At 37.2% G+C, this 26,914-nt stretch carries 31 protein-coding genes; 19 read left to right on the top strand and 12 right to left on the bottom strand.

What is annotated here, in order from left to right; all coding sequences use genetic code 11:
* Nucleotides 1-909 carry a D-alanine--D-alanine ligase gene (locus AC1RFD_RS18510; protein ID WP_048393986.1) on the top strand — a complete coding sequence of 303 codons (909 nt, stop codon included), beginning with the start codon at nucleotides 1-3 and terminating at the stop codon, nucleotides 907-909.
* Between the two features lie 263 nt (nucleotides 910-1,172).
* Here the strand turns inward: AC1RFD_RS18510 and AC1RFD_RS18515 are convergent, their stop codons facing one another.
* Complete coding sequence (locus AC1RFD_RS18515; RefSeq protein ID WP_036079667.1) at nucleotides 1,173-2,012, bottom strand: YitT family protein; 840 nt, start codon at nucleotides 2,010-2,012, stop codon at nucleotides 1,173-1,175.
* Nucleotides 2,013-2,214: 202 nt separating this feature from the next.
* On the opposite strand from AC1RFD_RS18515, the gene AC1RFD_RS18520 reads away from it, so the two are divergent.
* The 5 genes from AC1RFD_RS18520 (at nucleotide 2,215) to AC1RFD_RS18540 (ending at nucleotide 5,900) form a co-directional block, all read left to right on the top strand.
* Nucleotides 2,215-2,259: an erythromycin resistance leader peptide gene (locus AC1RFD_RS18520; RefSeq protein ID WP_115364072.1), complete on the top strand. Its 45-nt coding sequence runs from the start codon at nucleotides 2,215-2,217 to the stop codon at nucleotides 2,257-2,259.
* Nucleotides 2,260-2,536: 277 nt separating this feature from the next.
* Nucleotides 2,537-3,985: an Msr family ABC-F type ribosomal protection protein gene (locus AC1RFD_RS18525; protein WP_288585506.1), complete on the top strand. Its 1,449-nt coding sequence runs from the start codon at nucleotides 2,537-2,539 to the stop codon at nucleotides 3,983-3,985.
* A 123-nt stretch (nucleotides 3,986-4,108) separates the two neighbouring features.
* Nucleotides 4,109-4,552 carry an SRPBCC family protein gene (locus AC1RFD_RS18530; protein WP_054549700.1) on the top strand — a complete coding sequence of 148 codons (444 nt, stop codon included), beginning with the start codon at nucleotides 4,109-4,111 and terminating at the stop codon, nucleotides 4,550-4,552.
* A gap of 78 nt (nucleotides 4,553-4,630) precedes the next feature.
* Nucleotides 4,631-4,765 (top strand): DUF4303 domain-containing protein, encoded by a 135-nt coding sequence (locus tag AC1RFD_RS18535; RefSeq protein ID WP_167444820.1) that lies wholly within the window; start codon nucleotides 4,631-4,633, stop codon nucleotides 4,763-4,765.
* Between the two features lie 13 nt (nucleotides 4,766-4,778).
* Nucleotides 4,779-5,900 carry a serine hydrolase gene (locus AC1RFD_RS18540; RefSeq protein WP_103118968.1) on the top strand — a complete coding sequence of 374 codons (1,122 nt, stop codon included), beginning with the start codon at nucleotides 4,779-4,781 and terminating at the stop codon, nucleotides 5,898-5,900.
* Nucleotides 5,901-5,926: 26 nt separating this feature from the next.
* On the opposite strand, the gene AC1RFD_RS18545 is transcribed toward AC1RFD_RS18540, so the two are convergent.
* The gene (locus tag AC1RFD_RS18545) at nucleotides 5,927-6,178 is read right to left on the bottom strand and encodes an SMI1/KNR4 family protein (RefSeq protein WP_233436351.1); all 252 of its coding nucleotides are present in this window, start codon (nucleotides 6,176-6,178) and stop codon (nucleotides 5,927-5,929) included.
* A 198-nt stretch (nucleotides 6,179-6,376) separates the two neighbouring features.
* Between AC1RFD_RS18545 and AC1RFD_RS18550 the strand changes: the two genes are divergently transcribed.
* Both AC1RFD_RS18550 and AC1RFD_RS18555 read left to right on the top strand, forming a co-directional pair.
* On the top strand, nucleotides 6,377-6,904 hold the full coding sequence (locus AC1RFD_RS18550; protein WP_048393994.1) for a cupin domain-containing protein: 528 nt from the start codon (nucleotides 6,377-6,379) through the stop codon (nucleotides 6,902-6,904).
* Between the two features lie 103 nt (nucleotides 6,905-7,007).
* Nucleotides 7,008-7,427 carry an Rrf2 family transcriptional regulator gene (locus AC1RFD_RS18555; protein WP_054549697.1) on the top strand — a complete coding sequence of 140 codons (420 nt, stop codon included), beginning with the start codon at nucleotides 7,008-7,010 and terminating at the stop codon, nucleotides 7,425-7,427.
* Nucleotides 7,428-7,468: 41 nt separating this feature from the next.
* Here AC1RFD_RS18555 and AC1RFD_RS18560 read toward each other — a convergent pair whose 3' ends face one another.
* Nucleotides 7,469-7,873: a carboxymuconolactone decarboxylase family protein gene (locus AC1RFD_RS18560; protein WP_048393996.1), complete on the bottom strand. Its 405-nt coding sequence runs from the start codon at nucleotides 7,871-7,873 to the stop codon at nucleotides 7,469-7,471.
* A gap of 110 nt (nucleotides 7,874-7,983) precedes the next feature.
* Between AC1RFD_RS18560 and AC1RFD_RS18565 the strand changes: the two genes are divergently transcribed.
* From AC1RFD_RS18565 to AC1RFD_RS18580, 4 genes are all read left to right on the top strand, one after another.
* Nucleotides 7,984-8,403, top strand: a complete 420-nt coding sequence (locus tag AC1RFD_RS18565; RefSeq protein WP_054549696.1) for an Lrp/AsnC family transcriptional regulator — start codon at nucleotides 7,984-7,986, stop codon at nucleotides 8,401-8,403.
* Nucleotides 8,404-8,617: 214 nt separating this feature from the next.
* Nucleotides 8,618-8,962, top strand: a complete 345-nt coding sequence (locus tag AC1RFD_RS18570) for a YunG family protein (protein WP_492475175.1) — start codon at nucleotides 8,618-8,620, stop codon at nucleotides 8,960-8,962.
* A gap of 137 nt (nucleotides 8,963-9,099) precedes the next feature.
* Entirely contained in the window at nucleotides 9,100-9,693 is a 594-nt protein-coding gene (locus AC1RFD_RS18575; RefSeq protein ID WP_112116841.1) for an NADPH-dependent FMN reductase, read from the top strand.
* A gap of 75 nt (nucleotides 9,694-9,768) precedes the next feature.
* On the top strand, nucleotides 9,769-10,707 hold the full coding sequence (locus tag AC1RFD_RS18580) for a ring-cleaving dioxygenase (protein WP_416141218.1): 939 nt from the start codon (nucleotides 9,769-9,771) through the stop codon (nucleotides 10,705-10,707).
* Between the two features lie 137 nt (nucleotides 10,708-10,844).
* On the opposite strand, the gene AC1RFD_RS18585 is transcribed toward AC1RFD_RS18580, so the two are convergent.
* The 3 genes from AC1RFD_RS18585 to AC1RFD_RS18595 are packed head-to-tail and all read right to left on the bottom strand — an operon-like array spanning nucleotide 10,845 to nucleotide 14,117.
* Nucleotides 10,845-11,786 (bottom strand): alpha/beta hydrolase, encoded by a 942-nt coding sequence (locus tag AC1RFD_RS18585; RefSeq protein WP_048394000.1) that lies wholly within the window; start codon nucleotides 11,784-11,786, stop codon nucleotides 10,845-10,847.
* Between the two features lie 28 nt (nucleotides 11,787-11,814).
* Complete coding sequence (locus AC1RFD_RS18590) at nucleotides 11,815-12,888, bottom strand: LLM class flavin-dependent oxidoreductase (RefSeq protein ID WP_048394002.1); 1,074 nt, start codon at nucleotides 12,886-12,888, stop codon at nucleotides 11,815-11,817.
* A 23-nt stretch (nucleotides 12,889-12,911) separates the two neighbouring features.
* Nucleotides 12,912-14,117: an MFS transporter gene (locus AC1RFD_RS18595; protein ID WP_259950488.1), complete on the bottom strand. Its 1,206-nt coding sequence runs from the start codon at nucleotides 14,115-14,117 to the stop codon at nucleotides 12,912-12,914.
* 248 nt (nucleotides 14,118-14,365) lie between these two features.
* Here AC1RFD_RS18595 and AC1RFD_RS18600 point away from each other — a divergent pair, with 248 nt between their 5' ends.
* Entirely contained in the window at nucleotides 14,366-14,947 is a 582-nt protein-coding gene (locus tag AC1RFD_RS18600) for a TetR/AcrR family transcriptional regulator (protein ID WP_048394004.1), read from the top strand.
* 88 nt (nucleotides 14,948-15,035) lie between these two features.
* Here the strand turns inward: AC1RFD_RS18600 and AC1RFD_RS18605 are convergent, their stop codons facing one another.
* Entirely contained in the window at nucleotides 15,036-15,425 is a 390-nt protein-coding gene (locus AC1RFD_RS18605; protein ID WP_054549691.1) for a RidA family protein, read from the bottom strand.
* Nucleotides 15,426-15,847: 422 nt separating this feature from the next.
* On the opposite strand from AC1RFD_RS18605, the gene AC1RFD_RS18610 reads away from it, so the two are divergent.
* From AC1RFD_RS18610 to AC1RFD_RS18620, 3 genes are all read left to right on the top strand, one after another.
* Entirely contained in the window at nucleotides 15,848-16,900 is a 1,053-nt protein-coding gene (locus AC1RFD_RS18610) for an AI-2E family transporter (protein WP_048394009.1), read from the top strand.
* Nucleotides 16,901-16,965: 65 nt separating this feature from the next.
* Nucleotides 16,966-17,499, top strand: coding sequence for a GNAT family N-acetyltransferase (locus AC1RFD_RS18615; protein WP_281217098.1), 534 nt, complete (start codon nucleotides 16,966-16,968; stop codon nucleotides 17,497-17,499).
* 225 nt (nucleotides 17,500-17,724) lie between these two features.
* Complete coding sequence (locus AC1RFD_RS18620; RefSeq protein ID WP_492475176.1) at nucleotides 17,725-18,756, top strand: S66 family peptidase; 1,032 nt, start codon at nucleotides 17,725-17,727, stop codon at nucleotides 18,754-18,756.
* A 42-nt stretch (nucleotides 18,757-18,798) separates the two neighbouring features.
* Here AC1RFD_RS18620 and AC1RFD_RS18625 read toward each other — a convergent pair whose 3' ends face one another.
* Nucleotides 18,799-20,142 (bottom strand): MATE family efflux transporter, encoded by a 1,344-nt coding sequence (locus AC1RFD_RS18625; protein WP_048394015.1) that lies wholly within the window; start codon nucleotides 20,140-20,142, stop codon nucleotides 18,799-18,801.
* A complete protein-coding gene (locus AC1RFD_RS18630; RefSeq protein WP_048394017.1) occupies nucleotides 20,129-20,596 on the bottom strand; it encodes a GNAT family N-acetyltransferase in 468 nt (155 codons plus the stop codon). Before AC1RFD_RS18630 ends, AC1RFD_RS18625 begins: the two co-directional genes overlap by 14 nt.
* Before the next feature lie 86 nt (nucleotides 20,597-20,682).
* Here AC1RFD_RS18630 and AC1RFD_RS18635 point away from each other — a divergent pair, with 86 nt between their 5' ends.
* From AC1RFD_RS18635 to AC1RFD_RS18645, 3 genes are all read left to right on the top strand, one after another.
* Nucleotides 20,683-21,513 (top strand): MerR family transcriptional regulator, encoded by an 831-nt coding sequence (locus tag AC1RFD_RS18635; RefSeq protein ID WP_009370580.1) that lies wholly within the window; start codon nucleotides 20,683-20,685, stop codon nucleotides 21,511-21,513.
* Nucleotides 21,514-21,696: 183 nt separating this feature from the next.
* A complete protein-coding gene (locus AC1RFD_RS18640; RefSeq protein WP_288585473.1) occupies nucleotides 21,697-22,998 on the top strand; it encodes an SMI1/KNR4 family protein in 1,302 nt (433 codons plus the stop codon).
* A 1-nt stretch (nucleotide 22,999) separates the two neighbouring features.
* Complete coding sequence (locus AC1RFD_RS18645) at nucleotides 23,000-24,175, top strand: DUF4272 domain-containing protein (protein WP_492475177.1); 1,176 nt, start codon at nucleotides 23,000-23,002, stop codon at nucleotides 24,173-24,175.
* A gap of 49 nt (nucleotides 24,176-24,224) precedes the next feature.
* Here the strand turns inward: AC1RFD_RS18645 and AC1RFD_RS18650 are convergent, their stop codons facing one another.
* The 3 genes from AC1RFD_RS18650 to AC1RFD_RS18660 form a co-directional block, all read right to left on the bottom strand.
* Nucleotides 24,225-25,637, bottom strand: coding sequence for an erythromycin esterase family protein (locus AC1RFD_RS18650; protein ID WP_048394022.1), 1,413 nt, complete (start codon nucleotides 25,635-25,637; stop codon nucleotides 24,225-24,227).
* 139 nt (nucleotides 25,638-25,776) lie between these two features.
* Nucleotides 25,777-26,130, bottom strand: a complete 354-nt coding sequence (locus AC1RFD_RS18655; RefSeq protein ID WP_016993423.1) for a hypothetical protein — start codon at nucleotides 26,128-26,130, stop codon at nucleotides 25,777-25,779.
* 22 nt (nucleotides 26,131-26,152) lie between these two features.
* On the bottom strand, nucleotides 26,153-26,836 hold the full coding sequence (locus AC1RFD_RS18660; protein WP_016993422.1) for a DUF2225 domain-containing protein: 684 nt from the start codon (nucleotides 26,834-26,836) through the stop codon (nucleotides 26,153-26,155).
* Between the last annotated feature and the right edge of the window lie 78 nt (nucleotides 26,837-26,914).

Consider the following 26,914-nt stretch of genomic DNA (forward strand, 5'->3'; position numbering starts at 1 on the left):
ATGAAGGTTGGCGTAATTATGGGTGGTACTTCCTCTGAAAAGCAGGTTTCCATCATGACAGGTAAGGAAATGGTCACTCAATTAGATAAGCAAAAATACGAAGTTGTGGCAATCACATTAGATAACAACAAAGAGGTAATTGACAAGGTAGGTGATATTGATGTGGCTTTGTTAGCACTTCACGGTAAGTTCGGGGAAGATGGTACGATTCAGGGGGTACTAGAAACGTTGGGTATTCCTTATACAGGAAGCGGTCTTCTAGCAAGTAGTTTGTGCATGGATAAAAATATGGCAAAAAAAATCCTTCGATATGAAGGTGTCGCAACTCCAGATTGGGTGCATCTCATAAAGGAAGAGGAGTTGCCCTTGCAGGATATAGAGCTTATGGGTTATCCACTTGTAGTTAAACCAAATGCTGGCGGCTCTAGTGTGGGTGTTCAAATTGTCCATGATCGGAGTGCCTTATTGGCTGCGGTTGCAGAAGTATTTAAGTGGGATAACGAAATCATTATTGAGCAGTATTTGATTGGTGACGAAATTACATGCCCAATACTCAATGAACAGCTATTGCCAGTCCTGTCAATCAAACATACAGCAGTATTTTTTGACTATCAGGCAAAATATGACGATGCTTCTACCGTGGAGGAGCCTGTGGAACTACCACTTGCAATTCATGACCGAGTGGCAAAGGCTGCGATGATCAGTTACAAGGCTTTAAGATGCAGTGTCTACGCAAGAGTAGATATGTTAATGAAGGATGGCGTTCCTTATGTGTTGGAGGTTAATACGTTGCCTGGCATGACGCAAAATAGCCTACTACCAAAAAGTGCCCTTGCTGCGGGGATCAGCTATTCAGCACTATTAGACAGCATTATCCAAAGCTCTTTACAGATTGATAGAAATAGGTAAATCGAAAAACAAAACCACCAATAGAATTTTTGTGAAAGGAGAAAATGAACATCCGTTCCAAGCTACTTCTAATTGGTTATTCGATCTTTACTGTTAGGATGAAAGATAAGGAAAAGACACTTTTGCACATGGTGATTTGAGTGACGCTGGCGGAACGGAAATCAACCCTTCGCTTTGCCAAAAGTTCTTTTTCTGCTAGTGAAATCTTTTTCAACAACATAAAACACCTTTTGTTGTTACCTACAAAAGGTGTTTTGATTGTTTTATGATTTTGCTAATTCAATAAAGCCTTCTCCGAAAACGTCCCTTACATCATGAATGGCAATAAAGGCGTCCTTGTCGACTTCTTTGACAATTTTTTTGAGCTTTACAACTTCTTGCTTACTAATAACAATATACAGGATTTCCTTTTGTTCCTTTGTATAATAACCATGACCTGATAGCACAGTTACCCCACGATTCATATAAGCAGTTACCTGTCCAGCAATGTCTTCAGGTTTTTTAGAGATAATGGTAACTGCCTTTTTAGGGTTAACCCCTTCAATAACAAACTCCATTACCTTTGTACCAACATACAGCATAACAATTGTTAGCATTAATGCCTCCGCACCAATGATAAAATAAGATGAAAAAGCAACAATTAAATCGAAGAATAAAAGTCCATAGCTAATACTCCATCCAAGATATTTGTTAGTGATTCTCGCTAAAATTGTAGAACCTGCTGTTGTACCACCAACTCTTATAATTAAGCCAATACCGACTCCTGCAAATACGCCACCAAAAATTGTATTGACGATAATCTCATCTGAAGAAATAGACCACGTTTCTGTTAAATGTAAAAATAAAGAGTGGAATGAGACCGCAATGATTGTATAAATTGTTGTTTGTCTATTTAAAAATTTATAACCAACGATAAGTAAAGCTGCGTTCATAACAAAGCTGACAATACTTGGCGACCATCCGAACAGATAATAAGCAATAATCGTTAAGCCTGTTACGCCACCTTCACCTAAATCATTAGGAATAACAAATAAGTTAACTGCTAGGGCAAAAAGCAGTGATCCAAGCATAATCATTAAAATATCGATAACATATTTCTTCATTCACATAACACCACCAAATCAAATTTTATTTTTCTTAAATTCCATACTATATCAGGTTTTCAGCAAATGATATACTTTTTGGAATGTTCATTTGTGATATATCGACAGTAATTAGTGTGTCTTTAGAGAGAACTTTGGAAACTTGACATATTATAGCCAGAATTTATAATAGTCGTAACACTGCTAGGAGGGTTATTAAAAAATGACACATGCTATGAGACTACGTTTCCCAATATTGAACCAGTAACTGAATAGGGCCAAACGCTGTTTTGTGAAAACAGAGTAAATGGGATAGTCTGTCCTTTTTTAATCATCTTCATAATCATGAGAAAAAAGAGACGTTTGTCTTACAATAAATCTCTTTTACTTTACATCACAGGCAAAGTTGTCTGTGTTTTTTTATTGAATGTAGGGAGGAAAGTGAAATGTATAGTCTATTATTCTTTTAATACGAGCTTTGATTAAAAGCTCGTATCGATACCATCGCTATCGGTACGGAATGATCAATTTCGGGAGGTAGCAAAATGGAAAAGGTTTGCTTTGAGTTAGAGAATGTAGTCGTTACTTATTTAGATAAAGAACTATTAAATATTGAAAAATTAGCTGTGCATCAATTTGACCGAATAGGAATCGTTGGTAAAAATGGTGCAGGTAAAAGTACGTTGATGAAGTTACTTGCTGGCAAGATACAACCAATAAGTGGGAAATTGAAAAGGCATGTTCATTTCGGATACTTTGAACAGATGGAGGCACCAACGTTAATAGAGGCAGATCCACAGTTATTAGGGAAATTAGCAGTACCTACGTATTCTGAAGGATTAAGTGGTGGAGAGCAAACAAGATTAAAGCTAGCACAATTATTTACTTCTTATGAGGAAGCTTTGCTTATTGATGAGCCGACAACACATTTGGATCAACTCGGCATCTCATTTTTATTAGATGAATTACGTTATTATTATGGGGCCCTCATACTCATTAGCCATGATCGTGCTGTACTAGATGAGCTGGTTACAACGATATGGGAGGTAGATGGTGGTAAGGTAACGATCTACTCAGGGAATTACAGCGAGTATGCCATGCAAAAGCAATTAGAGCAAGATCAACAAAATCAGGCTCATGAACAATACTTGAAAGAAAAGAGCAGGCTTGAAAAAGCTGTAGATGAAAAAATGAAAAAAGCTGAAAAAATTGCTCAGGTAGGCAATATGTCTAAAAGAGAGGCTAACGCTAAACCTAATCGTATGTTTATGACAAAGTCCAAAGGCACAAGTCAAAAAGCCGTACAGCGTGCAGCAAAAGCTATCGAACATCGGATAGGGAAGCTTCATAAAGCAGAAGCGGTTCAGGAAGAAAGAAAAATTGTTTTTCGACAATCAAAAGCCTTGGCATTGCATAATAAGTACCCCATTATGGCAGATCGATTCACTTTACATGCTCAAGATAAGGTACTATTACACGAGGTGAGCTTCCAAATCCCGTTAGGTAAAAAAATTGCGCTTAAGGGTAACAATGGTAGTGGTAAAAGTACATTACTAAAACATATAGCCAATAATGGTGAGGGTATAACTATTTCTCCAAAGGCTAAAATAGGTTATTTTCATCAGATGAGCTACCAATTTGCTGGTGAGGAAACAGTGCTACAATTTTTAAAGAATCGCTCTGAATATGATGAAAGTTTATTACGAAGCGTACTTCATTCCATGCAGTTTGCTGGCACTGATTTACAAAAGAAAATTACCACACTTAGTGGTGGTGAGGCCATACGCCTTCAGCTTTGTCAGCTATTTTTAGGAAATTATAATATTTTGCTGTTGGATGAACCAACTAATTTCTTAGATATTCAAGCACTCGAAGCCCTTGAACAATTTATAGCTGCTTATGAGGGAACAATAATCTTTGTCACACATGATAAAAATTTTATCGACAATGTAGCAGATATTCAGTTTACTGTTCATAATAAAAAAATACTTTAAGTGAAAAGGTGCGATTCCATTAGGAGAATCGCACCTTTTTTAGTGAATTTTTATTAGTAAGGAAGGTTAATGGAAAATTTCGGCGAAGGTGTAGATAGACAATATGAAAAAGGATGATGAATGATGATAAATACGGATGTGACGACGAAACTAAAAATCAATCAACCAGCCCATAAAGTATTTGAAGCCATTATTTCCCCTACTGAAATCGGTCATTATTGGTTTTCTAGCAGTTCCGAAAGATGGGCAGAAGGTAAAAGAATCACGCTTAAATATGAGGAGTATGGTGCAGAGGGTGTGATCACTGTGCTTGAAATGGAGATGAATAAAAAAATTGTGTTTGTTTGGGGAGAAGAGCATGGTGAAGTGACAATGGTTACCGTCTCTTTTGAAGAATCACAAAGTGAAACAATTATTACTGTTGTAGAATCTGGGTTAAATGCACATGACCCAGAAATTGTGACAAAAATGATGGGCCAAAAAGAGGGTTGGGTCTATACATTAACATGCCTCAAAGGATATTTAGAAAATGGGGTTAGCAATTTACGAGCTTCTCTAATTCATTAAGGAGGAGAGGTATGTCAACGATCGATAACATCGAGCAATTGGAGCTGAAATAGTTTGTGCTAAGAAGGGTTATTCGAGGTGAATCAAGCAAGGGATTCTGTATGCATACTTGTTGAAGTGATGCCTCCAGAAATAAAAACAGAAATAGCATTACGATTAAATAACCAGTCGTCTAAAGTATTACAGCAATGGTTGTTAGAAGCAGCTGAATGATGGAGGGATGAATATGAAAAAGTTGTATTGGATGATTGGCGGTGTTTTGGTTTGTATAGGTTTTGTATGTAGCATTATTTTTTGGAAGTTTCAAAAAGAAATCAAGAAGAACGATCCTGAATATATCGTGCAATTTATCAAGGAACATAAAGAGGATAAAAATATTTCCGTAGCCATTCAATATAATCAACAACATTGGGTGGAGCTAAACACCAAGGAACAGCTACCGTTAGCAAGTACAGTTAAAATAATCGTAGCCATCGCCTATGCGCAACAAGCAGCGGATGGCCGTATTAATCCTAAAGAGCAAGTAAATCTAAAGGAGTTAGAGGCATTTTACATTCCTAAAACAGATGGTGGCGCACATAAAGCATGGTTGGCGCAGTTAAACCTTCAGGGTGCAGATAGTGTACCTTTAAGTGAAGTAGCAAATGGCATGATTGCCTATAGCTCTAATGCAAATACGGAATATTTAATGCATGTATTAGACTTTCAAATAATTAATGATGTGCTTACACAGTTAAATGTAGAGGATCATGAACCTTTGTATCCAATTGTAAGTGCACTTTATATTCCCATTCACTTGATGGAGGAAAAAAATTTAACGAAAAAAGCAACATTAACTGCTTTGCGAAAAATGGATATGGTTGAATATCGTGAGCGTGCATTGGCTATTCATTCGAATTGGATAGAACATCCTTTAACAATTGAGGAGAAAACAAAAGCTCAAAAAATGCTCAATATGGATTTTCAAAAGATATGGTCTGATCGTTTAATAAGGGCCACAACAAGTGATTACATCTCTATTTTAGAAAAATTGAATGGTAAAAATTTCTTTAGCGCAGAAGTACATAAATATTTAGATCCCGTGTTGGAGCAATTGATGCAGAATCCTAGAAATCAAGCATGGTTAAAACATGCTGGTCAAAAGGGAGGGTCGACGGCATTTGTGTTAACACTAGCAGCCTATGCGGAAGATAAAGATGGAAATCAAACAGAGATAGCCTTTTTTGCTAACAACTTAAATACAATGGAGCAGATTAAGCTCTCAAATAGTATGAATAGTTTTCAATTGAAATTTCTTACAGATGATAAATTTCGTAAGCGCTTGAAAGAGGAATTTTCCGAGTTGTGAGTTGCCCATAGATAAGGCAACTCATACTATTGACTACGCTCATCAATCAGTTTTTCAAGAAATTCTGAGAAAGAAGAGGCATATTCATAGATCATGTCATTCATTAAGTAGTTAAGAGGATGGATAGAGAGAATACCATGATCATTAATGGCTCTGTATGCTGGTTGACCGATCGAGAGAATAGATCCATCATTCAGCTGCCCATTATCATAATTTTTTAACCACCAGCAATAGGATGGTGGTAATTCGAATCCTAACTCTGCTTCAACTTCTACAATCCAATCATCTTCAACACCGTGTCCAGAAAACTATTTAATCGCAGGAGTGCCTGCAAGTTTTTCTGTTAATCTAGCATACACTGTATCTACCTCCAGTCTCTATATAAAGATTACTCAATTAAGTCACACTACATGTGAGTACCTTCTTTCATTCAGCTGCATACTATAGCGTTATCATGCATGAGAGGATTGAGATAAATGTACCACCCTTATTACGGTAATTATCAATCGTATCATTACGGTTATCAACCTGTTTATTGGGCCTATCCAAATCAGGCAGAACGAGCGCCAAGAAGTAATGTCCAGAATGATTTTGGACCAACACCATTTGTTATCGACATTGAAGAGGCTACAAAGCGCAATAAAAATTATCGTACAGCATTGTGGACAGGGTCAAACTTACAAGTAACGGTGATGAGTCTTAATGTCGGAGAAGATATTGGTTTAGAAGTACACCCACATGTGGACCAATTCATTTGTATTGAGGAGGGGCATGGATTAACTCAAATGGGGCCAACTAGAGATTATTTAAACTATCAGAGACATGTCGCAGAAGATACGGCTATTATGGTACCAGCAGGAACATGGCATAATGTTACGAATACAGGGGATAAACCACTAAAGCTTTACACGATTTATGCGCCACCAAATCATCCATTTGGGACTGTACAAGTAACAAAGGCTGATGCTCTTGCTGGAGAAGCGGGTTATGGACAGCATGACTAGGGATCATAAAAGCGTGTTTTCATACAAAACATGCTTTTTTCTTGAATTATGATAGAATGTGTTTTAATTGCAGATAATAAAGGTCCTGAATGAAGGGTGATGAATGATGAAGTATTCAAAAGCAACAAATTATGCTTTACATACAATGGTGTTTTTAACACTCAATCCTAAAGGGAAATCAATGAGTGTAGAGTCTTTAGCAGAAATGCAAAAATTATCTCCAACCTATCTTTCCAAAATATTAACTAAGCTTGTGAAGGCAGGCTTAATTGAGTCAAACCCAGGTGTCAACGGTGGTTATCGAATTTCTAAGCGCCCCCATGAAATATCGTTTTTAGATGTGATATATGCAATTGAAGGACAAACCTCATTATTTAGCTGTTCCTCTGAACACGATCATTCCTTCCATCATCAAGGCTGTCTCATTGAACAAGTGATGGTGGATGCTGAAAATAATATGAAAGAAGAGCTTAGTAAGAAATTTATTATAGATATAGCTAATAAAATGGAATTAAAAGGATAGCAGCTGGAATAGGAACTAGGGTTTCGCCCCCTAGCTCCTTATTATTTTAATTGCATGAGTGCGCCAAAATATTGCTGTGCTGTCGTGAAGCAAATAAATGCTAGTAGCTCGCTAATCTCGGCTTCTGTTAAATAGTCCTTTAATACAGCCGTGACGTTGGGGGCGGTGTGCCCCTTAGCAGCTAAGAATGCTTCCGCAAAACCTGTGCATACTGCCGTTTTCTCATCATAGTTCTGGGGATCAGGCTTGCCTTTTGCCTGACAATACTGACAGCCATTTTTTTGAGCTAAAGTTTTTCGAACCTCTTCTTTTAATGAAGCGGATAGATGCCCGTCTTTTTCGAGTACCTCCCCCAACTGCTGCCAGTGCAGCTGAATTCCCTTGTTGTAGCCTAATAATTGTTGAAAGGGTGTTAAGCCCTTGTCATATAATTGAATAAGTGTCATCAATCATTCCTCCTTCTATTAATTAGTGTAAAATGTTCATAACGAAGTTAACATATCAATTCGAAGGGAAATATGATTGTTTTCCTTCAAAAAGAAGGGGTATTTACAAAATGGATTTCATTAACGAAATGATACTTAAAGAATTAAAAGAAGATAGTCGAATTTCTATGAGCGAACTAGGGAGAAGGGTTCACTTATCTGCACCAGCAGTTCGCGAAAGAATACGGCAATTAGAGGAACAGAACGTTATTAAGAGGTATACATTGGATATTAATAAAAAAGCATTGGGTTATCCAATTGACGCTATTGTTGAAGCGACAATCAAAAATAACCGCTATGCAGACTTTAAAGAACATCTGAAGGTTTATACAAATATAGACTTCTGCTATCGCATTTCAGGTGAGTCATGTTTTTTATTAAAGGGGCATTTTCAATCTTTTCCTGATGTAGAGCAGTTTATTGATGCATTACAACCATATGCACATACGAAAACTAACTTTATTTTTTCAGATATATGTGAGGACGTATAGATGAAGGGAGATATGTATGGAAATCAAATTATTTGTAGAAGAAATTGATGATTTAGTTCATTTATTAGTGCAAAATAAATGCTTGGGAAAATAAGATGGTACTGTGACAGATAGTATTGTCTATGGTGCTATTAAATATGATTGGGTAGTAGGGAAGTCGACACCAATAAGAATGGATGAAGTTCCATTTAAAGTGTTTGAAAGGAGTTTTTGCATGGAAAAAGACGTATTAAAAGCCTTAAGAAAATCATGGTCCATTCAATCAAGTTCTAAATGGAGTGTGGACAACCCTGCAAAAGGACAATGTGGCGTCACTTCATTAGTTGTGCAGGATATTCTTGGCGGAGAAATTAGGAAGACATTTCTTGAGGAAGGCTGGCACTTTTATAATATTATTAATGGAGAAAGAAAGGATTTCTCCGAGGAACAATTTCCATATCTAATCGACTACCAAGATATTGATTCAAATAGGGTAGAGGCTTTTCAAGATACTAATGATAGTCAATATCGTTATCTAAAAACACAAGTTTATAAGCTTTTAGGGAAGGCAGAGAATTAATTATCTCTGCCTTTTTAATTTTCAAAACAAAGTTGTTGACGTTTATAAAAATATCGTGTTATTATTATCTCGAATTCAAGATATATAAATTCAAGATAAATGAATTCGAACCTTTAGCTTCGTTAGGAGGTATAATAATGGGGTTTTTTAATAAATTTTTTAGCTCAAAAAAAGAGGAGGAACAAACAATGGCAGAATTAAATATCGGTATTATTATTGGATCAACTCGTGAGGGGCGTGTAAGCCCTCAAGTAGCACAGTGGGTAAAGGAAATTGCAGATCAACGTGGAGATGCCAATTATACAGTGATTGATATTGCTGATTATAAATTACCATTATTAGGTGAGCCAGGACAGGATGCTTCAGGAGCACAAGGTTGGTCAGAAATTATTGCTAAACAAGATGGTTTTGTATTCATCGTACAAGAATACAATCACTCTATTACAGGGGCATTAAAAAATGCACTAGACTACTTACGTGTTGAATGGAATAACAAAGCAGCTGGAATCGTATCTTATGGTTCTGTTGGCGGTGCTCGTGCAGCAGAACATTTACGTGGGATTATGGGTGAGCTTTTAATCGCAGATGTGCGTGTTCATCCAGCACTATCATTATTCACAGATTTTGAAAATGGCACAGAATTTAAACCAAAAGAAGTACAAATAGATTCAGTAAACCAAATGTTAGATCAATTGATCCCATGGTCTAAAGCGTTGTATACAATTCGCTAAGCTTTTACAGATTGAGGTAGGTATAAATAGGGCATAGTATAGGTGAGAAATATAGTCATGAAAGGGCTTGTTAACATGAAAAAACATACAGCAGGTATACACCATATCACAGCGATCGTAGGACATCCGCAAGAGAATATTGATTTTTATGCGGGAGTATTAGGCTTACGTTTAGTAAAACAAACAGTAAACTTTGATGATCCGGGCACATATCATTTATATTTCGGTGACAAAGGTGGGAAACCAGGAACAATCATTACCTTCTTCCCTTGGCCTAATGCTTATCAAGGACGTATTGGTGATGGTCAGGTTGGGGTTACAACGTATGTTGTACCAGAAGGAGCACTGCCATTTTGGGTTAATCGCTTAGCGAAATACTCGATTCCTTTCCAAAAAGCTGAACGTTTTGGTGAGCAAGTCATTCAATTCGATGATCCACATGGTTTGCATATTGAACTCGTGGCACGTGCGAAAGGCGGGCACAACGAATGGTCATTTGGTGAAGTAACACCTGAGGTTGCTATCAAAGGATTTGGTGGAGCTACACTATTCTCAAGTCACCCTGAAGAAACTGCCAAAGTTTTAACAGAAGTAATGGGTCTTGAAAAGGTAGCGACGGAAGGTGACTATACGCGTTTTACTTCTAGTGCAGAGATCGGCAATACAGTGGATTTAAAAACAGTTGCAGGTCAACGTGGCCAAATGGGTGTAGGAACTGTGCATCATATTGCGTGGAGAGCCCAAGATAATACAGATCATTTAGAATGGCAAGAGTATGTGATGAATCATGGACAACATGTAACAGAAGTAAAAGATCGTAATTATTTTAATGCGATTTATTTCCGTGAACCTGGCGAAATCTTATTTGAAATCGCTACAGATCCTCCTGGATTTGCTCATGACGAGACACCAGAGACAATGGGTAGCCAATTAATGTTGCCACCTCAATACGAGCAACATCGTGAACAACTAGAAAGAACATTAATCCCGATTAAAGTGCGTGAGCTTGATTAAGCGGGTTTGCAGGATCAAGCTAAGCTAAAGTTGGCGGGATTTATGAGATAGAACGTCCACAATAGATTTTCAATTAATGCGAAAATGTTGATAGCCAACATTTTCGCATTTTTTATTATTAGAAGGCGAAGTGCTAATCAAAAATTGAGTGCACGTGCCATGGCATCTAAATAGTTCTGAATAGCCTGTTGACTTACTTTTACTTCAGGCACAAAGACCTCAAAGCAATGGTAACTGCCAGGGTAGAGGTGGAATTCAACGTCCACTCCTGCCTGCGCAAGACGTGTTACATAATCAATGGTTTCATCACGAAATAAATCAAGTTGGCCAATACATATATAGGCTGGCGGTAATCCTGTTAAATTTTCAGCTCTTGCAGGGACCGCATACGGAGAACGGGCATTGATGTCCTTCTCCTCTCCTAAGTACAAATGCCAAGCAGTTAAATTATTTGTTCTACTCCATGTTGCATGATCATCAATAATCTCATAGCTGGAAGGTGTTACATTTCGGTTATCAAGCATCGGATACAGTGGCATCTGGAATATAATTGATGGTCCTCCTTTATCACGAGCCATTAATGCAAGTGCTGCTGTTAATCCTCCTCCACCGCTTGCTCCAGCAATTGCCACCCGTTTGACATCGATACCAAGTGATTGGTGCTCATTAGTCATCCAAACTAATCCAGCATAACAATCTTCAATAGCCGCTGGGTAGGGATGTTCAGGCGCTAGTCGGTAATCAATGGATACGACAACGCAGTTAGCTGTCTCAACAAAGCGTTCACATAAAACATCATCCATATCAGGGTGCCCCATGACAAAGCCACCTCCGTGAATCCAAAGCATAGCTGGAAGTTTATCCTGTTCCCGTTTAGCTGGTTCATAGATTTTAACTAGCATTTCGTCCCCATCACCTCTAGGAATCATACAGTTGGTCGTAAGTACATCTTCTGATTTTTTTGAAGGTGGATTGGACAAGAGACCTCGACTCCAAGTTAAATCTTCCTCCAATCGAAAGCCAGGAAATTCTGAGTAAGCCTGCCTTAATTCTGGTAAAATTCGGTTAATGATGGTCATATATACTCCTCCTGTTGAATAATGAATCTTAAAGAAATGGCTTTCCTTCTAGAGCCATTTCAGCTTCCCATTTAGCGACTTCATCACGTACACGGGGAGCAACTTCTGTTCCAAGTAGTTCTATAGCTTGCATGACTTGATCATGCGGCATGGTACTTAAAGGAACGTATAGCATAAACCGTGTAATTCCTACATGCTTACGAAGATGAATAATTTTTTCAGCAACTGTATCTGGATCACCAACATATAATGCTCCTTCAAAGCTTCTTGCAGCATCATAACTAGAACGGTCATAATAAGGCCAGCCTCTTTCCTTGCCTAATTTATTCATACCAGTCATTGTTGATGGGAAAAATGTGTCTGCTGCCCATTCCGTATTCGGTCCAACGAAACCTATTGAATGAGAACCTACCTGAAGTTTTGATAAATCATGACCTGCATGAAGTGCTGCCTTTTTATATAGCTGTACAATCGGTGCAAATTGCATTGGGCTGCCACCAATTATTGCTAGCATAAGGGGTAATCCTAAAAGGCCCGCACGCATAGCAGATTGTTGATTTCCTCCACTAGCCACCCAGATTGGGAGAGATTTTTGAACAGGTCTAGGATACACACCTAAATGATTGATTGCTGGACGATGTCTACCTTCCCAAACTACTTTCTCAGACTGACGAATGCTAAGTAGTAAGTCTAAATGTTCCTCAAATAATTCATCATAATCATGTAAATCGTAGCCAAATAAGGGGAAGGATTCGATAAAAGAACCACGACCTGCCATGATCTCTGCACGTCCATTTGATAGTCCATCCAATGTGGCAAAATCCTGAAAAACACGCACAGGATCTGCCGAAGAAAGGACAGTTACAGCACTTGTGAGTCGAATGTTTTTCGTTTGAGAAGCAGCAGCAGATAGCACCATTGCTGGAGAAGAGGCGGCATAGTCTTCACGATGATGCTCACCAATGCCAAAGACATCCAATCCTACTTGATCTGCAAGAATGATTTCTTCTACTACTTCACGTAAACGCTGTGCATGACTAATTATTTCACCACTGTGAACATCTGGTTTTGTTTCTACGAAAGAAGTAATTCCTATTTCCATTTGTTATCTCTCCAAGTCTAATTTTATTTAGTAAATCGTTTAGTTATTGCCCAAAAAAGAAGAGCAATTGTACTAATAGAGGCTCCGAGTAAGCAAACCCCTCCCCAACCAAAATGTGCATACATCTGAGTCGATGCGATTGAACCGCTAGCACTACCAATAGAATAGAACACCATATAGCCTGCGGTCAGTCGACTTCGTGCTTCTATACGTAATGGGAGAATCATCGTCTGGTTTGTGACATGCACTGCCTGTACTGCCAAGTCAAGTAACACAATGCCAATAATTAATGCCAAGAATGACTTATCTAAATAATTAATAAATATCCAGGAGATAAGTAAAAGCGTTAAAGCAATAGCTGTCGTTCTTTGTCCATAGCCTTGGTCAGCAAGTTTACCCGCTTGTGCAGCAGCTAATGCCCCTGCCACACCTACAAGACCAAAAGCGCCAATTACAGTGTGTGATAGAGAAAATGGTGGTGAACTAAGTGGCAGAACAAGGGGCGTCCACAAAATACTAAAATCAGCGAAAATTAGCAGGGCTAGAATAGAGCGGATACGTAATGTTCGCTCTTGAATAAACAGCGTAAACACGGATTGAATTAGCTGAGAATAGGTGATTGATTTTACTTCACGTTCGCCCCTTGGTAAAACTTTTAAAAACATACCACTCATTAGAAGCATGAACGCGGCGGAGGCTAGATAGACAGAACGCCACCCTGCAAGATCTGTTACTAACCCAGCAAAGGTACGAGCAAGTAGTATGCCAATGACAATGCCACTTGTAACAATGCCTACGACACGACCACGTTCTGTAGAGGAAGCCATAGTTGCAGCGAACGCAACAAGGGTTTGAGTCACGACTGCAAGTAGACCAACTAAGGCCATACCCGCAAATAGCACTACAACATAGGAGGCAGTACCGACTAGAAGCAAAGCAACAGAGGACAATAGCATTTGTCCAATAATCAAGCGTCGTTGGTTTAGTAAATCTCCAAGTGGAACTAGAAGAAGTAAGCCTAGCCCATAGAAAATTTGTGTGACAGTAATAATCAAACCAATAATTGATTGATCAATAGCAAAATCATTCGATAATTCATCTAGCAGCGGCTGAGCAAAATAAATATTGGCGACAGACATTCCGCAGGCTGTAGCGAATAATAATGTTACAGCTTGGGATATAGAAGATGATTGATTTATATGAATTGCATCATCATTTGCATTGTTCACATTGTAACCTCCCTTTCTAATTGAATTGTAATTATAACATACCGTTCGGTACAAAATAATTATTGGTAAATATATCTTAACCACATTGGATTTGTCAATATTTATTTGGTATATATTTTCTTTTTATTTCGATTGATGAAATGAAATTGACAATAAAAAAAGCCAGATATAAAATAATTACATACTGTTTAGTATCGTAAAATTTAATGATTAACTTACTATTTTTTCCTAATGGGGGTGTATCTATAATGGCAAGAACTCGGGAATTTGATGAGGCAAAAGTGTTAGAGGCAGCAATGCAATTATTTTGGGAGAAGGGGTATGAAGCAACTTCTTTAAGTGATCTTACTACTAGAATGGGGATTCAGCGTCCTAGTATTTATTCAACGTTTGGGGATAAAAAGGAACTATTTGAAGCGGCACTTCGTAGATATACGACAACTCGCGCATCCGAAATACGGACTAAACTTCAAAGTTATGCCTCTGTAAAACAGGCGTTTTCTATATTTTTTGAAGATGTGATTACTGCTGAATATACAAAAGATCTTAGTAATGGCTGTTTTTGTATCAATACAATGGTTGAATTAGCTCCACATGATGAGAAGTTCGAGATTTTGACAAGAGAGCATCAACTCTATCTATCAGTAATTTTTCAGGAGACAATTGAACGGGGAATTCAATCAGGAGAACTAGAGGCGAACACGGATTCAAAGTCTTTAGCGCAAGCATTAATTGTTGCGTTAATAGGGTTAACAGTTATGCTGAAATCGCAGCCACAACGCTCGTTTGTTGATAATGCCATTGCAACGACGCTGACATTACTTAAATAATAAGGCAATACCCCTTTAGCGTTGCTAAAGGGGTATTGAAAAATTAAGAAAAAATGCACAAATTTAGTTTATAAAACATAGGATGAATTTATAATTCCTTACAAGCCCATGCGTCAATCTCAACCTTTAAAGCTGGCGTAGCGAGTGCAACGACATACATTAATGTTGTGCATGGAAGATGTTCCCCCAAGAAATCACTGATAATTTCCTTACGTTGAATAGCATCCATATCCCCCACTAAATAAAAGACGAGCTTTGTAATATCTTGAACCTCCATATCGGCACTATCTAGATTTCTTTTAATATTTTCAAGTGCTATCTTCAATTGAGCTATTGCATCTTCAGGTATAGATCCATCAGCTATCATGCCAATTTGTCCTGATAATGTTAACCATCTCTGAGGTCCCGTCACCTCAATTTGATGAACATAAGGAGCAACGGGTGGATGAATGTTCTGAGGGTTTCTCGCAATTTTCATAGAATCAGTCCTTGTCTCTGTTTAATTTATATCTCTAATCAAAATAGCATAAAGTAATAGTTGATAAAAGTTCTATACAAATACCATTATAAAAGAACATACAAATTGGATATGCTGGTTTAAAGGGTTATAATAGATTTATAGAATTTTGGCTAATACGCTGGTAAAGCTTTCACAAAGGATAAGAGTATCGACTTTTTAATTTGACAAGACATACAATTCACTTCAACCCCGCCTTAGGTTTTATACAGACACTTCTAAAAGAAACATACATTTCGTCTTATTTTGAAGGTAGATGGCTATACTCATTAAATGAGAGGGAAATTTTTACATAAGAATGATGCGTATTGTTATAAATCAATTTTATAGTGTAGCCCTAGGTAGCAGAGGCAGCGAGGCCGTTTTGTAGAAGGAGTGAATAAATGAATAATTTCTTTCGGAGTAATGGATTTAAGCGTTTTATTATTCTAGTCGGGATTGCTCTTGCATTATACTTAATGCGTAGTATGATCAATCTAATTTTACTTACGTTTATTATTACTTATTTGATGAACCAGCTTACTACGAAGACAACGAAAAGCATAAGAAAATATACGCCGATGAATGAAAAAGCTGTGACGGTAACATTATACCTTTTACTTGTTGCGGGTATTGTAGCTGTTATTTACAAATATTTACCAATTGTGACCCAGCAGATCACACAGCTTTTCGACCTCATTGCAAGTTTTAATCTTGATCCAGATGACAATGAGATTGCGAGATACTTAGCACCGACTTTTGAGAAAATAGAGCTCGGGAAATATTTAGAGCAAGGTGTGGATTTAACTCTTAAAAATATTACGAATATTGGTAAAATCATTATGCAAATATTGATTTCTCTAATTTTGAGTTTATTCATCTTGTTAGAAAAGAATCGTATTATTGAGTTTACAGCTAAGTTTAAGGATAGTAAAATTGGGCCGCTTTACGATGAGCTTCATTATTTCTCAAGAATATTCATCCGCTCATTTGGTAAAGTAATTGAAGCACAATTTATTATTGCTGCTGTTAACTGTGTGTTATCCGTCATTGCCCTTTCTATTATGGGCTTCCCACATTTGATTGCACTTGGGATTATGCTCTTTATTTTAGGCTTAGTTCCAGTCGCAGGAGTTATCATCTCATTAATACCATTAAGTATTATCGCATATAGCATTGGTGGCTTGATGTACATCGTCTATATTTTAGTTATTGTCATGGTTTTACATGCCATTGAAGCTTACTTCTTAAATCCAAAGCTTATGTCTGCCAAAACAGATTTACCGATTTTCTATACATTTATGGTCATTCTCTTTTCTGAGCATTTCCTTGGTGTATGGGGACTAATCATAGGTATTCCACTATTTATGTTCCTGCTTGATATTCTAGGTGTGACCTCCTCGGAAGACCCTGCGAAGAAATCGGTGAAGGTACACACTGAAAAACAAATGGAATAGTTCCAAACAAAGGAATCATCTACATGCATGATGATTCCTTATTTAATGCACAAGAGGTGTTTATATTGATAAAAGGTCAACAGGTCTATTTAAGAGAAATACGAGAAGATGACAGTGATAGTATTATAAGATGCTTTCAAAATGAAGAAATCATGTATATGACAGGAACGCGGAATATTTTAACAAAGGAACAAATCAAAGAGGCGATCAAACGCTTTAAAGCAGATTCTTCTCGCTATGATTTTGCTATTTGTTTAGTCGATAATGATCAGGTAATTGGTGATTTGGCGATTATGGAAGTTGATTTAGATAATAAAAAGGCAGTGTTCCGTATAGCTTTACATAATATAGAGAATTGTGGCAGAGGTATGGGTTCAGAAGCAGTTAGGCTTGCTCAAAGATTTACATTTGAGAAGCTAAATCTGAATCGCTTAGAATTACAGGTATATTCACACAATAGTAGAGCAATTAAATCCTATGAAAAGGTCGGCTTTAAAAAAGAAGGTGTTTTGAGGCAGGCCTTGTTTATGAATAATACATTTTCTGATGAAATCATTATGAGTCTGTTGCGTGATGAGTATATGAAAATTCAAAAGTAGAAATTTAACCAGCACAGATTTTTGTGTTGGTTTTTTTTCTGAACACAAGTATAATTGGTAAAAATTTCTGTGTGTGAAGGACAGAAATAGTGTTGAAACTTTCATAGCTGTATTTTTAGTTAAAATGCATTCTAAATCTGATATAGCAAAACTAATTAAGAGACCCAAAATCGTCTTGTTGTTGTAAAACAATTATTTTTTGCAGGCATAAAGGAGAGATGGTAAATGAAAATACAATATCCTACTTTAAAAACGCCTCTTACGATTGGCGTGACAGCACCCTCTAGTGGAGTCGAACAGCATCTTCATCTATTAATAACAGAAGCTGAAAAACAATCAATACAAAGAGGAATGAAAGTTATTATTGGAAATACTACCTGGACGCAGCTTAAAGGTAGAAGTACAACAAAAGAAAAGCGAGTCTCTGAACTTATGGACTATTTATTAGATGAGCGAATAGATGTCGTCATGCCACCGTGGGGAGGCAGTTTTCTAATGGAGTTATTACCTTTAATCGATTGGGACGAATTAAAAAAAGCGGGACCCAAATGGATATTAGGGTATTCAGATATTAGTACTTTATCTTTTGTATACACAACCATGACGGGGTACGCATCCGCACATGGGGTGAATTTTACTGAATTATCTGCACCTCAATGGGATGAACTTTCTTCTAAATGGATAGACGTAATTACATGTAAGACTGGTCATTCAATAACTCAAAGCTCTTCTCACTATTTTCAATCGAGCTGGGAGCAAGTTTATAAAAATCCTGCTACAGGATTTTATTTTGACAGTGAAACCGAATGGAAAGTTCTAAACCAAGAGCGTAGTAATCGTATGACAGGTAGGTTGATAGGTGGCTGTTTAAATACATTGCAAATTCTTATAGGTACGCCCTTCGATTACGTTCAATCATTTATTAACGAATATTGCTCTGAGGAAGGAACAATATGGTATTTAGAAAGTGTTGGTATGGATGCAGCAAAAATCTACCGAGCTTTGTGGCAATTAAAGTATAATGGTTGGTTCAATAAATGTAATGGTGTTCTAATCGGGCGAGCAGGACTATATGAAAATCTAGGGGACTTTACATTGGTGGATGCATTAAGGGATATTTTTGACGAGATGGGAATACCAGTTTTCTATGAAGTAGATATTGGACATGTCCCCCCTCAATTAATTCTAGTGAATGGAGCAGTTGGGGAAGTAATAGTAGAAGAAGGAAGAGGTACGCTAAAAATGCAATTTTGTTAGGCAAACATATTAAAAGGGGACCTTGATGAGGTCCCCTTTCATTTAAGCATGGTCAGGAGATGAAAGGGTTCTTGGATTTTTCCTAATGAACAAGTAAATAAGCAATGCTGTAATTCCTTCTGCTACTGGGAAGGTCCACCAAATAGCCTGCGAGCCAAGTATCTTGGGTAGTATGATGAGAGTAGGGATAAATAAGATAATACTACGTAGTAACATAATTGTTGTAGCAATACGAATTTTTTCAATGGATTGAAAGAATTCTGCGAACACCATGTTGATCCCTAAAAATACATAGCCAATGGCAAAATGTACAAAGCCCTGTGCTGCCATACTGCGAATTTCAAATGAGCTATCTCCAAATAACGCCATTAATTGAGAAGGGAAAAGAAGAGCTATAAGAGCAGTTGTTAATCCTAAAATAAATGCGGTAGCTAAACCGATTTTCAATAAAGCAGTTAATCTTTCAAGTAATCTTGCCCCGTGGTGATAGCTAACTAACGGTTGTAGAGCCATACCGACTCCAAGGAAAATAGTCAGCAAGACAGTATGGATATAATTGACCATTGCATAGGCAGTAACGCCATTCGCACCCAAATAATGTAAAAATGTAACGTTATACAAAATAACGATAACTGCAACGGAAGCTTCAACAATAAAGCTAGGTAAACCTATAGCAAAAATTTTTTTCAAATCTGATAGATTTAAAAATGAAGTGACAAATTTTAATTCAGATTGAGGACGGAAAAAATGAAGACATAGCACAGACGTACCTATAATTGTAGCTATTGCTGTCGCTAAGGCACAGCCAGTCACGCCATAATCTAGTACGAAGATGAAAACATAATTTAAGAGTATATTCAAAGCCGATGTTGTAATTAAGCCCAGCATAGCCAATTTTGGGTTGCCGTCATTCCGAATAAAAATACTTAATAAATTTTCAATTGTGTAAAATATCCCAAAGAGCAAAATTACATGTAAATACTCCTGCACATACGGATACGTATCATCGCTCGCTCCGAATATATAAGAAATGTCCTTTAGATTTAACGCGAGAAATCCAATAATCGTTATCACAACCACTAGCATTGTAGAAAACGCCAATGTAAATAGTTGATGGGCACGTTGCTTATTGCCCTCTCCTAGAGAAATCGAGAAAAGAGTAGCTCCTCCCATGCCAATCCATAGAGAAATAGAAAGCAAAATAGAGAAAATAGGAACAGCTATATTAACTCCAGCTAAAGCTGTAGGTCCCACGCCATGACTAACGAAAATGCCATCTACCAATATATTGACGGACATTAAAAGCATCCCGATCATTGCAGGGAATAAGTATGATAAAAATAATGGTTTCAGTGGCTTTGTTTCAATTGGATTAATGGTTGTCATAACCATGCACCTCCAAAACCATCACTTTTTCCCCTTTATCATCTAGCTCACCATTAAATATAAAACCAAATTGCTTATACAGCTGGATAGCTACAGCGTTATTGTCATAAACACTTAAATATATCTGAAGACAGTTGAACTTTACTGTTAAATATTGAATAAGTTGCTGTAAAAAATGTTTTCCCAAACCTTGTCCTTGGTATTGTTCTGCAATTAGATAGCGATCAAGCCATACTCGTTGACTGTAATCATCATGAGGGAATAAGCCGTACATAGCGAAGCCTATAGCGGTGTTATCTTTATACAGACCTAAAGGCGTAAAGCGTCGATCCATTTCCGCCTCTGCTAAGCATTGTTCTGTAGATTCAATAAAATGTTGCTGATTGTCAGCGATGCGTAATGCTAAAATTTCTTTCTTGTTAAAAGCTGTAATGTCACGAATCTCCGTGAACATAATGTCAAAACCTTTCTATTTTTATTTTGAATAGGTACAATCTAAAGTATATAGTAACTATATAGTCAAGGGAGGAAACTCAAAAAATGCTTAATAAAAATGTAAAGTATTTTACAACTGGTGAATTTGCTAAATTATGTAAGGTGAATAAACAGACACTTATTTATTATGATCAAATTGGTTTATTATCTCCCATCATGAAAGATAGTAAGGACTATAGGTATTATTCACTTGCTCAATATGATTTTTTCGGTGTTATTGAATTATTAAAGGCAGTGGGGATGTCCTTAAAGGATATTCAGCATTATATGGCAGAGAAATCACCTGAAAATTTTTTAGAATTGATGCACCAACAAAAAGAGCATGTTGCGAAAAAGCGTAGAGAACTAGAAATGATTGAGAATATTATTGATGTCAAAATCAAAATGACAGAGGAAGCACTGCATCTAAATTTTAAGGACATCACGATTGAGTATTTTCCTGAAGATACATTATATTTGAGTAAAAATATTGAGAATTCTACAGAAGAGCAGTTTGTGAAGGCTGTATCTGACTTTATTGAGGAATTGGATCGCTCTCAATTAGATACGGGGTATCCCATTGGAGGGATAACAAGAAGAGAGCAAGTGTTAGCTGGGAATTACGATAACTATAGTTATTTGTATATTGAGCAGCCTCATCCAAGAGAAGGGCATCCTTATTTTAAGGCGATAGAGGGTGAATTTGTGATTGGTTATCATGTAGGCCCCTCCTCAAAACTTGGTGAGACATACACACGGCTATTTAATGTCATGCATGAAAAGGGTTATGAGCTAGGTCAGTATGTATACGAGGAATACATTTATGATGCCGTAATGAAAAATCGAGAAGAAGAGTATGTAACCAAAATTATGATGGAAGTAAAGAAAGTAAAATAATTCATTAAGACGTAATAGAAAAGAATGAATATAGCTGAGTCATTTATCATATACGAAGGTTTAGATGGCAGTAAAATAATAGCATTTTGTCATTCTGTTTAAAGTTATCCTAATCAGTAAATGATTTCCTGACGATAAATAAGAAGTATGACATCACATAGCCTTATATGGAGGTTAGAGACAATGTGGATTGAGCGTTGGAATCATTTAGTAGAGCGATTGAAGCAGCAGGGAGCTTGTGTACATCCGATTGAAATGCGGCCAGTCGCTACCGAGCAAGAGTTACAGCAGGTTGAGGAAAGACTTGGTGTACAAATCCCTAATGGGTTTCGTCAACTGTTGCAAAATTGCTCAAAGCAAGTAAGTATTTATTGGTCATTACCAGATGAGGCGATACTTCCCACTGAATTGTTAGATACGCCTTCTGGTGAATTTGGCTGGAGCCTAAAAGCTCTAGACTTTCCTTACTTTGGAGAGAATGATGAATCGTATGAACAGCAATATTTACAATTTTTCACGGCCGGTAATGGAGATGCCCTTCTCCTTAAGCTTGACGACGAAACGGTTTGGTATTGGAGCCATGAAGAAGATGAGCTTGATTTGCTTGCTGCCAGCTTTCATTCGTACGTTGATAATATGACGGCTTTAGGCTGTATTGGCGTAGATTGCGGACAGCATCGTCAATTTTGTAGTGAAAATGGATTGGATATTGAATTGGCTAGCTCACAATTATGGCTAACTTGGCTAGAACAATATTTAAGCTCTAATTTACAGCAGGCTCAATCCAGCTTAGCATCTTTACTTCATTATGTTTCCATGCATGGGGTGAAAAAAACAAGCGTGCAGGAGGCATTTTTGCATTTTGATGGCGTACAGGTGTATCAGGCACTTCGACATAAGTTAGAGCGAGCTCAATCTCCATCAGAACAAAAGGCGTGGAGTGAAATTTTAGTCAAGATATGTCCGAGTGAGGCGGGAAATTGGGCGAGAGAACTTTGGCAAGGACAGAGTGACGTACCTGATTGGCTGCGTGATTATGTAACAGCACATTGTTTGCCAGTTGATGAAGGACAATCTTTCATCTTAATGGATATCGAAAAAGATAGAATTGATGCCTATACGGCTCTATATCGTCTACGCCAATTTCATCATCCGAATATTATAGACTGGATGAGATCCTATGTCACGTTTCCTATTGATGGGTGGGATACACTTTTGGCTGAGTCACAGCCAAGTGCAGAGACGTTATATGAGTGGTTAAATGGCAACGAAGTAGAGAGGCTAACATCCATCCGAGCTATTTGTCAGATGATGCAGCGAGGAATTACACCTACAACTATGATAGACGAAGAAAAATGGCGTCCTTTGCTGGCATATTGGGTTGAACATGAGGTGCTACAGAAAAACAAACAGCTGTTTAGCCAAGCGCTTAGTTGTTTGGAAAATTGGTTATTAAAATGCTATATGCGACTAAGGGGAGAGTAGATTGAACCATTTTACGATATTTGCTTCCAAAAATGATACAGATGATATTCAGGATAAACTATCCGATGTATTGGCAAAAAGATTCATTATTGAAAAAGATGATAACGAATATTTATTAAAATCAAGAGGTTTATTTAATAAATATAGATGCTCCATAAATATTTTAACTGAAGATACGCACCCTGATTATTTTGTAAAAAATATACCTGGGATGATGGGCTTTTACGATAAAATTCCATTTAAAGATGAACAGCTAAAAGAACGCATAATGATTCAAATATCAGTGCTCAATACTGTCGTTGCAATCGAAATGAACAAAGAGATGACAGAAGACCATATGCAGCAATTTATAAAATTACTAGCAAGCGTAGGAGGGATTGGTTTCCTATCAGATGGTACTTTGCTGGATCAGAACGGTATGGTTATTGTTTATCCTAATGGAGAATCAGGTCCATCTGATTTTCAACCACATGCTTGTACAAGAAAGATACATGCACTAGAGGTCACATCAGCACAGGGAGAGGCACGAAAAATTAGAACGATAGCCTTTTTAAAAGAGAAGAACATACCTTATGCGGCATCGCTTCCTCAGCTACCACCAGTAGAAAATCTTCAATTTAAAAGCCAAGAGGATATTGCAAGAAGAGCGGTTGCCCTGTTGATTGTTATTCAATTCGCTTGTGATGTAGCACAGAAGGGTGATATTGAGGAGTCTAGAGAGTTCTTTACCAATATGCTACACACATATGAGGTGCATGAATTTTTAACGGAGCATGAAAAATTCTTTCTTGAGGCTCAGCATCCTGGTGCTCAAGAAGCGGTCAATATATCATGGCAATATGAAGCCTATTGGACACTTATTTGGGCATTGGGACTTGTGGAAGAGCTAAATTTCCCTGACGATGTATGTGATTGTGAATATGCAATTCAAGTAGTTTCTCGTTGCGAGACATTTGAGCAATTTTATGGTCAAACGGTACTGCGCAGTAAGGAAGATATAGTGGATGAGGCGGATAAAATTTACAGATTACATTGGGCTTGTGTAGATAGCCGCATCAATGGACAAGAAGCTCCTTTAGCATTAAATGAAAGTGTTGTGATGGAAAGACGGAGAGGCTTATTTTGGATGATTGGATATCAAGACGAAGAATGGGATACTATATCGATGGATACTTAAAATAATAGCAAACTAGGAAATCTAGTTTGCTATTGTTTAATAAGAGAGATTATTTGATATAAGTTGGTTTATTCACCTGATCTATTAAAAGTATACCATCGTATTGGTCGCGCGGAACAAGACTTTCCTGTATCATTCCCCAACTATAGGATAAGCGTGGTTCAAACATCCATGAGTTGCCTCGTTCATTTTGTCGATTGCGTAAATCGATGAATGTGTAAGGTTTATTTGTTGAAGACAGAATATCTTCAATAGATCCTTTGACAGGAGGTAAAACAGGCATAGGTTCTCCCATATTATTAGCTGTCTCTCCACTAGTCATGTATAGACCTAATACATAGCTATATTTCTTATAGATATCAGGTAAACGTTCCCCCATTAATTTAACTGGGTAAGGAGATCCCATTACATCCGATTGTGCTTTACGAATATGATCGTTATGAGCCCATACAATAAACTTTTCTGTAGGGTACACCTCTTCAGCTAACCAAAGTAAGTTCTCCATCATCGCTTGATCTCGCCATTCCATAGTTTGCAAAAATGATTCTATATTATTTTGTTCAATGTCGATATTGGACTGAATTGTTAACTCTATATATTCGTCTGCTAGTCGAATACGATCTGCTAGAGTGCGATCCATTAGTTTTACAATATGAGGCTCTTTTGGATAAGCTGCCTGTAGCTCTTTTTCTTTGAATTGTATTTGTGATTTTACCTGTTTATATACATCAATTATAGTAGCTTTTACTTTTTGATAGCCCTTCAAATCTTTTCCCGAGCTCCATTCAGCAAGTTGCTTCTCAGCTTCATTGAATTGCTGAGCCAACTTAGGGTTTTGCAGCCAATCTCCGTTCGTAAATGCTCCTTGTTGTTGAATATCGAAGCCAGTAAGTACAAGAGGTTGCTCTGTTGCTTGAGTCGATTTTGCATAGTCAAACAGAGGCAAAGTTTCTTTTGTCCACCAAACGCCGAAAATGGCATCCTTCATTGTTTGTAGAGCTGCTTGTTTATCAATTTGTCCTTGAGCATTCATCACATTACCCATACCACTTTCAAAGGCAAGGACATTATAGCCCATATCTTGATGTAAAAATTGTATTAAACGTGTTTTCGCTAGATTGAATTGCGCCACTCCATGAGAGCTTTCCCCTAAAAAGACAATACGTTTATCATGTAATAAAGGTTTTAGCATCTCTAAATCGTCAAATTTGTTAGCGGGAATTTTTTGTCCGTCAAACGTTTCAGGCTGGATGGATGACAGGCTGTATGCATGGTCATTCGCCCATTTTTTCCAATCAAGTAATGTTTCATTAGAAGTCCTAGCTTGTTTGACAGCAGAATCGTTTTTAATAATCTGCTCATTTACAGGGACAGCAGCAGAGACATTTACTACTCCACTTACTGTCATTAAACTTGCCAGTGCAAAACTTAATAAAACCTTATGTTTCCTAGCTTTCCTCATTAATTATCAGCCCTTCACTTTATATTGATACTAATTATAGAAAGGCAAGTTTAAAGTTTAGGAAGAATTTGTTTAAAATTAGTTTAAATTTAGTATGTAAAAAAGAAAAACACCTCCAATTGATGGAGATGTTGGAATGCTATTTATAGTGATACGTACTTGCTCTTACATGGTTACGTTGAATTTGGTTAAACCATGCACGATCCTTTTCTTCTTGTTTTAATGTCCCAACAATGGAGGAAGAGCAGCTCACGCAAATTTTAGCTTGCGTAATCTGTCCACAACGTTCGCATGGAGCCCCTAAATTAGGGAAAATGGAGTTTTTTAATTTTCCTGCTTTTACCCATTTGTAAAGCAGCTCAGATGATACGCCTGTTAGAGCGACAACTTCTTCGTTTGTTAGGTAGCGATTATTTTTTCTTAATAAAAAATGATGTAGCTCTGAAAATATATCCTCTTCTCTCACATCAATTTTCTTTTGAAATAGCAACATAATTAATCATCTCCTCGTCCCATTAATTAATGATTTCATTAATTGTTATGGGTTGTTCGTCATATTTATAATTTTCCCAACGATTGCGTGCAAGCTTGCGATATTTTGGCGAAACATTTCGATCAGCGATTAAGCGTGAAAATCCTTTTTTTGCTTCAGGAATATCACCAAGTCGAAGGCTTAATTCAGCATGTAAAAACTGAATTCTCTCCCCACCTTCTTGATTAGAGGCAAAGGATTTACTATAAAAGTCTCTAGCTGCAAAAAGATAACGCTTTTCGGATTCTTCGTCCTTTTTTAATCGATAGAGCCACGCAATTTTTAAAGCGAAATTCGCCATTAAAAGAGATTCTTCCATTGATGCACGGGATACTAAATAGGCGAGCTTAAAACTGATAATGGCATCATCAATTGTACGTTCCTGACAGATATCCATAGGTTTCTGGAGCTCTTTAATGTATAGTTCATCAATGAGTAGCATGAAAGGTCCATATGTCCGTGTCATAGATTTATGGTAGGCATAACCACAATGTGGACATACGGCAACTTCATATAGCAAAGGGTTTAGGCCATCGTAAACAGGCATGAAATCCGTCTGTTCTTCGATAATTTTATATCGATTAGGGCGAACTTTATATGTTGTAAACTGCTTTTTGCAAAATTTACAATCCACACTACTTTCATAGTAGTAAATGTTAAATGCCATAAGAATCAACTCCTTTGCGTGCACTAAAATTTTATTTCTTTTGTTCTATTTATACGTAAAATTTTATCGTTCAATGTA

The organism is Lysinibacillus sp. GW823-FHT02G10 (assembly GCF_058797135.1).

Excerpts from the sequence above, each read along its gene's own strand:
- AC1RFD_RS18565 (WP_054549696.1), top strand. The coding sequence starts at position 7,984 with ATGGATTTCATTAACGAAATGATACTTAAAGAATTAAAAGAAGATAGT.
- AC1RFD_RS18580 (WP_416141218.1), top strand. The coding sequence starts at position 9,769 with ATGAAAAAACATACAGCAGGTATACACCATATCACAGCGATCGTAGGA.
- AC1RFD_RS18575 (WP_112116841.1), top strand. The coding sequence starts at position 9,100 with ATGGGGTTTTTTAATAAATTTTTTAGCTCAAAAAAAGAGGAGGAACAA.
- AC1RFD_RS18530 (WP_054549700.1), top strand. The coding sequence starts at position 4,109 with ATGATAAATACGGATGTGACGACGAAACTAAAAATCAATCAACCAGCC.
- AC1RFD_RS18640 (WP_288585473.1), top strand. The coding sequence starts at position 21,697 with ATGTGGATTGAGCGTTGGAATCATTTAGTAGAGCGATTGAAGCAGCAG.
- AC1RFD_RS18650 (WP_048394022.1), bottom strand. The coding sequence starts at position 25,637 with ATGAGGAAAGCTAGGAAACATAAGGTTTTATTAAGTTTTGCACTGGCA.
- AC1RFD_RS18620 (WP_492475176.1), top strand. The coding sequence starts at position 17,725 with ATGAAAATACAATATCCTACTTTAAAAACGCCTCTTACGATTGGCGTG.
- AC1RFD_RS18585 (WP_048394000.1), bottom strand. The coding sequence starts at position 11,786 with ATGACCATCATTAACCGAATTTTACCAGAATTAAGGCAGGCTTACTCA.
- AC1RFD_RS18525 (WP_288585506.1), top strand. The coding sequence starts at position 2,537 with ATGGAAAAGGTTTGCTTTGAGTTAGAGAATGTAGTCGTTACTTATTTA.
- AC1RFD_RS18610 (WP_048394009.1), top strand. The coding sequence starts at position 15,848 with ATGAATAATTTCTTTCGGAGTAATGGATTTAAGCGTTTTATTATTCTA.
- AC1RFD_RS18550 (WP_048393994.1), top strand. The coding sequence starts at position 6,377 with ATGTACCACCCTTATTACGGTAATTATCAATCGTATCATTACGGTTAT.
- AC1RFD_RS18555 (WP_054549697.1), top strand. The coding sequence starts at position 7,008 with ATGATGAAGTATTCAAAAGCAACAAATTATGCTTTACATACAATGGTG.
- AC1RFD_RS18560 (WP_048393996.1), bottom strand. The coding sequence starts at position 7,873 with ATGACACTTATTCAATTATATGACAAGGGCTTAACACCCTTTCAACAA.
- AC1RFD_RS18510 (WP_048393986.1), top strand. The coding sequence starts at position 1 with ATGAAGGTTGGCGTAATTATGGGTGGTACTTCCTCTGAAAAGCAGGTT.
- AC1RFD_RS18605 (WP_054549691.1), bottom strand. The coding sequence starts at position 15,425 with ATGAAAATTGCGAGAAACCCTCAGAACATTCATCCACCCGTTGCTCCT.
- AC1RFD_RS18635 (WP_009370580.1), top strand. The coding sequence starts at position 20,683 with ATGCTTAATAAAAATGTAAAGTATTTTACAACTGGTGAATTTGCTAAA.
- AC1RFD_RS18600 (WP_048394004.1), top strand. The coding sequence starts at position 14,366 with ATGGCAAGAACTCGGGAATTTGATGAGGCAAAAGTGTTAGAGGCAGCA.
- AC1RFD_RS18540 (WP_103118968.1), top strand. The coding sequence starts at position 4,779 with ATGAAAAAGTTGTATTGGATGATTGGCGGTGTTTTGGTTTGTATAGGT.
- AC1RFD_RS18570 (WP_492475175.1), top strand. The coding sequence starts at position 8,618 with ATGGAAAAAGACGTATTAAAAGCCTTAAGAAAATCATGGTCCATTCAA.
- AC1RFD_RS18625 (WP_048394015.1), bottom strand. The coding sequence starts at position 20,142 with ATGACAACCATTAATCCAATTGAAACAAAGCCACTGAAACCATTATTT.
- AC1RFD_RS18590 (WP_048394002.1), bottom strand. The coding sequence starts at position 12,888 with ATGGAAATAGGAATTACTTCTTTCGTAGAAACAAAACCAGATGTTCAC.
- AC1RFD_RS18660 (WP_016993422.1), bottom strand. The coding sequence starts at position 26,836 with ATGGCATTTAACATTTACTACTATGAAAGTAGTGTGGATTGTAAATTT.
- AC1RFD_RS18630 (WP_048394017.1), bottom strand. The coding sequence starts at position 20,596 with ATGTTCACGGAGATTCGTGACATTACAGCTTTTAACAAGAAAGAAATT.
- AC1RFD_RS18655 (WP_016993423.1), bottom strand. The coding sequence starts at position 26,130 with ATGTTGCTATTTCAAAAGAAAATTGATGTGAGAGAAGAGGATATATTT.
- AC1RFD_RS18515 (WP_036079667.1), bottom strand. The coding sequence starts at position 2,012 with ATGAAGAAATATGTTATCGATATTTTAATGATTATGCTTGGATCACTG.